Annotated in this window: 9 protein-coding genes and 1 pseudogene; 8 read left to right on the top strand and 2 right to left on the bottom strand. The window is 69.2% G+C overall.

Going from position 1 to position 6,181, the window contains the following annotated elements; all coding sequences use genetic code 11:
- Positions 1 to 784: hypothetical protein (locus tag AB0M20_RS21765; protein ID WP_364300804.1), on the bottom strand; the 784-nt coding region annotated here is incomplete at its 3' end.
- A gap of 115 nt (positions 785 to 899) precedes the next feature.
- Positions 900 to 1,571, bottom strand: a complete 672-nt coding sequence (locus AB0M20_RS21760) for a TetR/AcrR family transcriptional regulator (protein ID WP_364300801.1) — start codon at positions 1,569 to 1,571, stop codon at positions 900 to 902.
- A gap of 4 nt (positions 1,572 to 1,575) precedes the next feature.
- Between AB0M20_RS21760 and AB0M20_RS21755 the strand changes: the two genes are divergently transcribed.
- From AB0M20_RS21755 to AB0M20_RS21720, 8 genes and pseudogenes are all read left to right on the top strand, one after another.
- Positions 1,576 to 1,716 (top strand): hypothetical protein, encoded by a 141-nt coding sequence (locus AB0M20_RS21755; RefSeq protein ID WP_364300799.1) that lies wholly within the window; start codon positions 1,576 to 1,578, stop codon positions 1,714 to 1,716.
- Positions 1,713 to 2,522 carry an SDR family NAD(P)-dependent oxidoreductase gene (locus AB0M20_RS21750; protein ID WP_364300797.1) on the top strand — a complete coding sequence of 270 codons (810 nt, stop codon included), beginning with the start codon at positions 1,713 to 1,715 and terminating at the stop codon, positions 2,520 to 2,522. The genes AB0M20_RS21755 and AB0M20_RS21750 overlap by 4 nt, the downstream gene beginning before the upstream one ends.
- A gap of 10 nt (positions 2,523 to 2,532) precedes the next feature.
- Complete coding sequence (locus AB0M20_RS21745) at positions 2,533 to 3,372, top strand: maleylpyruvate isomerase family mycothiol-dependent enzyme (protein WP_364300795.1); 840 nt, start codon at positions 2,533 to 2,535, stop codon at positions 3,370 to 3,372.
- Positions 3,373 to 3,405: 33 nt separating this feature from the next.
- Positions 3,406 to 3,627 carry a hypothetical protein gene (locus AB0M20_RS21740; protein WP_364300792.1) on the top strand — a complete coding sequence of 74 codons (222 nt, stop codon included), beginning with the start codon at positions 3,406 to 3,408 and terminating at the stop codon, positions 3,625 to 3,627.
- Positions 3,628 to 3,804: 177 nt separating this feature from the next.
- Positions 3,805 to 4,272, top strand: a pseudogene (locus tag AB0M20_RS21735) (dihydrofolate reductase family protein); the annotation flags it as partial.
- A 71-nt stretch (positions 4,273 to 4,343) separates the two neighbouring features.
- Positions 4,344 to 5,072: a hypothetical protein gene (locus AB0M20_RS21730; protein WP_364300789.1), complete on the top strand. Its 729-nt coding sequence runs from the start codon at positions 4,344 to 4,346 to the stop codon at positions 5,070 to 5,072.
- Entirely contained in the window at positions 5,069 to 5,569 is a 501-nt protein-coding gene (locus AB0M20_RS21725) for a hypothetical protein (protein ID WP_364300787.1), read from the top strand. The genes AB0M20_RS21730 and AB0M20_RS21725 overlap by 4 nt, the downstream gene beginning before the upstream one ends.
- Before the next feature lie 46 nt (positions 5,570 to 5,615).
- Positions 5,616 to 6,056, top strand: coding sequence for an Rrf2 family transcriptional regulator (locus AB0M20_RS21720; RefSeq protein ID WP_364300785.1), 441 nt, complete (start codon positions 5,616 to 5,618; stop codon positions 6,054 to 6,056).
- Positions 6,057 to 6,181: the final 125 nt, after the last annotated feature.

Raw genomic sequence — 6,181 nt, 5'->3', positions numbered from 1 at the left:
CCGGGTGATAGATCGACGTGCTGTAGGTGGCCAGGCTGTCGAGGTCCTGCACCGTCACACCCCAGCGGTACCGGTCGACGTACTGAACGGAGAAGTAGTAGCGGTGACCGGCGACGTACGGAACGGAGGTCGCCACACTCATGACGCCGCCGGTGTCCCAGGGCCCACCGACGAACTCGTAGAAGCCGCCTCCCCCGAGAGATCCGGAGTACTGGTCGACGAACATTCCGTCCTGCACCATCATCGACCCGGTCCCGTTGGCGACCGCCGCGAACTGGACCATGCTCTCGTTGGTGCAGGTCGAGGTGTAGATCGAGGGCGCGGTGTACGACGTGCTGGCCGCTGAGTAGATCTTGCCGGATGCCGCCTTCGCGCTGTACCCGGACCAGTTGTAGCTGTATGACGCTGCCCGTACGCCGGGCAGGTTGCACGCCGCTTGCGGTGTGCGCGGCTTGGCGACGTTGCGCGCGGCCTCGTCCCACATGGCGCGATCGGCGCCGGCGGCCGGGCGTGGCGGCAGACCCAGCGCGGCGAGCCGGGACGCCGACGCGGTCGCCGGGTCGAAGCCGGCGGCGGGCACCACGTGATCCTCGGACCAGCCGCCCTCGTGCGTGAACCGGTAGTGGCGGTCGCCCAGCGCGTCGACGGTGACGCCGTCGGCGACGCCGCACACGGGCGAGGCGACGGCGACGTCGGCTGCCGGCTCCGCCATCGCGGCGGTCGCCGATGTGCCGACCACGGCGACGGCCAGAGCGCAGGACAACAGCAAGCGGTGCAATCTCATTAAACCTCGCAGGACGACGGGCCGCCGACGCCGCCCCCCGAATCGGCATGCACAGCGATCAACGGCAAGGTTGAGCCCGGAGTGTGACACACGTCGATGCCTTGCCGCCGCCCCGTTATCGAACCGGCCCGAACCCGCTCAAGCCGCGGCCGAGCAACTCGAAGGCTTCGGTGGCGGCGGCGCGCATGCGCCGGCTGAGCCGCTGGGTGGGTTCGCCGGCGAGCAGCCCCGCGCGGTGGCCGGCGATCACGGCCTGGTGAACGGCGATGATGGCGTCCGCCGCCACGGCGGGACGCAGATCGCCGGGCCGTGCGCCGGAGTCGGCAGCGAGACGGTCGCGCAGGCTCGTGGCGTAGCGGGCGAGGATCTCACGTTCGCGCGCCCGCAGGGCCGGACTCGCGGCGATGAGGGTGGCGAGTGCGGTGGCGCGGCGCTGAACCGCGGCTTCCCCCGGAAAGCGCGCATAGGTGCTTAGCAGGAATGTGCGGACGGCGTCGAAGGCCGAGATGCCGGGCGGTCGAGACGTGACGGCGTCCAGCAGGGCTGTTTCGAACGCCTGGTCCTGCGCGTACACCAGGTCTTCTTTGCTCGCGAAGTGGTTGAAGACCGTCTTCTCGGTGACCCCGGCCGCGTCGGCGACCTCGGCGACGGTGACTTGCGAGAAGCCGCGTTCGGCGAACAGCTGCATGGCGGTGGCCGCGATGCGCCGCCGCGTCTGTTCCTTCTGCTGCTGCCGTGAACCACCCGGCGAAGGCTGTTCCTCGGCGTCCGAGTTCGTTACAGTCACTGTAATGATGCTAGATGAGCGGCCGAGTGGACGGCAATGCCATGGGGACGCCGGCGCGTTGGACCAGCTCGGGGCGCGAGAGCTGCGCCTGGTCGGCCCGGTCGGGTTCGAGGGCCCGCCACCGTTCGCCCGGCCGTCCGCATGACCGCCCCGGCTCGGGAGTTGGCCGATCACGTGGCGCTGGTGATGGGCGCCGGCCGGGGGATCGGCGCCGCGATCGCGCGGGAGCTGGCCGCGGCCGGAGCCGCGGTGGTGGCCGCCGGCCGCAACGTCGATGCCCTCGAGCGGCTCTGCGCGGAGCTGAGGGCCGACGGCGCGACAGCTCTGGCCGTCCAGGCCGACGTCACCGACGAGACGGCAGTCGCGCAGGCGGTGAACACCGCGGTCGCCACCTTCGGCCGGCTCACCGTGGCGGTCAACAACGCGGCCGCGCACGGCTCCCGGCCGGTGCCGCTCGCGCAGCTCCCGGTGGACCAGTTCGACCACACGATCGCGGTGACCCTGCGCGGGGTCTTCCTGGGTCTGAAGTACGAGCTCCCCGCGATCGCCGCGGCCGGTGGCGGCAGCGTGGTCACGATCGCCTCCACCGCCGGGACGCAAGCCGTCGCCGGCCTGGCCGACTACGTCGCCGCCAAACACGCCGTGATCGGACTGAGCGCCACCGCCGCCTTGGATTACGCCGCCGACGGCGTCCGGGTCAACACCGTCCTACCCGGACCGATCCTGACCGGCGCGCTGCGCTCCGCCGGCCCCGCCGCGCAGGAACACGTCGCAGCCACGCTGCCGCTACGCCGAATCGGCCGTGCGGAGGAGGTCGCCGCCGCGGTGCGGTGGCTGTGCGGGCCGGCCTCGTCCTTCGTCACCGGCGCCCCACTGGTCGTGGACGGTGGCCGGCTCGCCGGCACCCCGTCGTTCGGACCGCCACCCATCACTCAGGAGAGAAGGACATGATGAGTACGACATGGGTACGACCGACCTGCACGCGGAGAGGACGACAATGACCGAGCTGAACGCGGAACGCGCACGTCAAGCGATCGTCGAATACACCCGGCGGCTGGCCGAATCAGCCGTCGCGGCCGGGCCTGACGCCGCCGTTCCGACGGCTCCGGAGTGGACCGTCACCGACCTGGTCGAGCACGTGGGCCAGACCCAGCACTGGGTGGCGGAGATCATCGAGCGGCGCATCACCGATCCCGCGAAGCTGCCGACCGAGATGGCCGTGATACCCACCGACCCCAGTGAGTGGCCGGCGTCGCTTTCGGAGTCCGCGCAGCGGGTCGCGAACGCATGCTCCGATGACGCGCTCGACGCTCCGGTGTTCAACCCCGCCCGGGACGAGCGGACCGGTACGCGATTCTGGCTGTCCAGCTCCCTCAACGAGGCGGTCGTGCACGGCGCCGACGCCGCGAACGCGGCAGGGCGCCCGGCCGACGTCGACGCCGACGTCGCGGCCGCGCTGATCAGTAACCACTTCGCGATGCTCACTTCTCCGACGTGGGAGATGCTGCGGTCCGAGTCCGCCCACGCCATCCGTGGTACCGGGCAGACCCTGCAGTGGCTGGCGACCGACACCGCGGACGACGCGGGCGCCTGGTTCGTCGAACGGCGGCCCGACGGGGCGACGTGGCGGCCGGGACGGGAGGGGGCCGATGTGACGGTGACCGGCCCGGCGCATTCGCTGCTGCTGACCTTGACCCGGCGACGCCAATTCACCGACCGCGCAACCACCGGCATCAGCATCGACGGCGACACCGCACTGGTCCAGCACTGGATCGACAACACCGCCCACATCGCCGACTGACCGGCACCCATCGCGCGTGAATGAGGAGCGCCGATGTACGCCGGTGATCCACGCGACCCCGAGAACGTCTCCCCGGCGACACGTGGCTGCCTGTCGGTGGTCGTCGTCGTGTTGTCGATCGTGATGTTGATCGCCGGGCTCCTGCTGTGGAGCAGCGGCGTGCCGCTCATCCTGCGGCTGTCCATCTTCGCGATGGGCGCTCTGGCTCTCGTACTGGGCCTCTACGGCCTTCGCGCCGGCCGACGCGACGAGTGACCGGTCTCTCGCCGGCCTCGTCGCGCCCTGAACCACCGATTCCTTTTCCACGTTGCGCGGATCTACACGTGAGGAGCTTGCCCACGGATATCCCTCAAGGAGAAGCGATGCGCAGATTGATCGTCGGGTGCCTGCTGACGTTGGACGGAGTCCACGACTCACCTCGCAGCTTCGCAGGGCCCTTCTTCGACTCCGGCGCGGCTCAGGAGTCCGTTGGAACAGCTGCAGCGCACCGATGCGATGCTCATGGGGCGCAATACCTACCAGTATTTCGCCGCGGCCTGGCCGCACGAATCGGGACCGTACCCGGACCGGGTCAACGCCATCCGCAAGTACGTCTTCTCGTCCACGTTGACGTGGACGGACTGGAACAATTCGGTCCTGGTCAAGGAGGACCCGGTCGCGGCGGTCACCCGCCTCAAGCTCGAGGGCGATGGCGATCTCGTCATCTACGGATGTGGTCAGCTGTCCCAGACGCTGCTCGAGCACGACCTGGTCGATGAGTTGAACGTTTCGCTGTTTCCCCTCATCCGGGGGACCGGCGAGACGCTGCTACGCCGTGGTGCGACGTCGCAACGACTCAACCTGGTGTCCGTCAGCCGAAACCCGACCGGTGCGGTCTCGCTGAAATACGTCAAGCCCTGAACTTCTCAGGCAGGCGCGGTACGGCTATCTTGAGTAACTGTGCGAGTTACATATTTGAAAGGCAGCCGTCGATGAGGCAGGCAGAGGAGCTCGGGCCGCCGTCGTCGTTCGCGGCGGCCGGCGTGGCTGAGCTGCGCCGCTATCGGTTGCGGCCCGGCGCCGGACCGGTTCTCCTGCGGCTGTTCGCCGACCACTTCATCGTCGGGCAGCGGGACGCCGGGATGCTCGTCGGCCCCGTGTACGAGGACATGGATGAGCCCGATCGGTTCGTGTGGTGGCGAGCCTTTCCCGACATGACAGCCCGGCATCGCGCCTTGGCGACGTTCTACGACGGGCCGGTGTGGGCCGCGCACCGCGACCAAGCAAACGAGACGATGATCGACAGTGACGATGTGCTGTTGCTGCGCCACACCGACCCGCCGCACGCCGACATGCGAGCCGGCCGACCGATCGCCGGCGCGCCGGACCCGGCGACGGCAATCATGGTCATGCACGATGCCGGCGGACCGGCCGCCGAGGCGGTGATGAGTGGCGACCTGCACGGCCTCGTCGAAGATGTGCTGCGGGTGCCGGTGTCGACGTGGCGAACCGAGCCGGCGACGAACACGTTTCCGCGGCTGCCGGTGCTCTCGACATCGGCATATGTCTGGACGGCCGACTTCGGCGAACCTGCCGAGATGGCCGAGGCTCTGAGCCGGTTACGCGCCCATTCCGGCTGGACGCGGTGGGCCGGCACGTACTCCGGTGTCATCGAGCTGATGCGCCTGCGGCCGGTTCTGACGGGCGATGATCGTCCATGATCCGGCCACCGCATATTCCGGGTCTGCACAAGCGCACTGCGGGCTTCGACTTCCTCGTGGGGGACTGGCTCGTCGACAACCGGCGCCTGCGCACACCTCTCGCCGGGAAGGACGACTGGTACACCACACCTGCCACGGCCACCGCCTCCACCCTGCACAACGGCGCAATCAGCATCGATGAGATGTGGTTCCCCGAGCTGGGCTTCGCCGGCAGCTCGATCCGGGTTCATGAGGCCGCCACGGGCGATTGGACCATTTACTGGGTCAGCAGCGGCACCGGGCACCTGCAGCCGCCGGTGCGGGGGCGGTGGCGTGAGGACGGCACGTTCGTGGCCGACGGCCCGGACACCTTCGACGGCCGTGACATCATCGCTCGCTATATGTGGCACTCGATCACGCCGACGTCCGCGGTGTGGGAGCAGGCGTTCTCGGTCGATGATCGAGAGAGCTGGGAGACCAACTGGGTGATGAGCTGGACCCGGGCCGCCGCGGCCTGACCTTGCGGCCACTTGTGTAACCATGGTGGTTGCGCAAGGAGCCGACATGACCGCGAACAGCCAGTTCACCACCGCCATTCATGCCCTCTGCTGGATCGAGTTGGCGGCTCGGCAGGGTGAATCCCCGATTACCTCCGAGCGGATCGCCGAGAGTCTCGCCAGCCACCCGGTACTGGTCCGGCGGGTGCTTGCGCCGCTACGGAAAGGCGGGCTGGTGGGAGGGGGTCGCGGACCCGGGTCGGGTTGGCAGCTGGAACGGCCGGCCGAGGAGATCTCCCTCGGCCAGGTGTATGCGGCGCTCGGGCCCGGCACGCCGTTCGCCCTGCATCCCCACGAGCCGAAGCCGGACTGCCCGGTCGGTCACGGTATCCGGCCTGCACTGACCGAGGTGTATCTCGAGGTGGAGACGGCGATGGTCCGCGAGTTGGACAACCACACGATCGCCGGGCTGCTCGAGCATCTGTTGCAGACCTACCCGCTGCGGTAGCCACTGACGTACCAGAGCGACCGCTCTCCGGCCGCATCAGCCTCACCGCACGGCGGCGTCGGCGTCCTGCTTCTGATCCACCGGTCCGGCGGCGTTCATCATGTCGTTGCACCACCGCGCCGCGG

This window comes from Actinoplanes sp. NPDC051633 (genome assembly GCF_040681735.1).
Classification (GTDB): Bacteria; Actinomycetota; Actinomycetes; order Mycobacteriales; family Micromonosporaceae; genus Actinoplanes.
The sequence above is the reverse complement of the archived record's forward strand: the minus strand, read 5'-3'. Positions and strand labels throughout refer to the sequence as shown.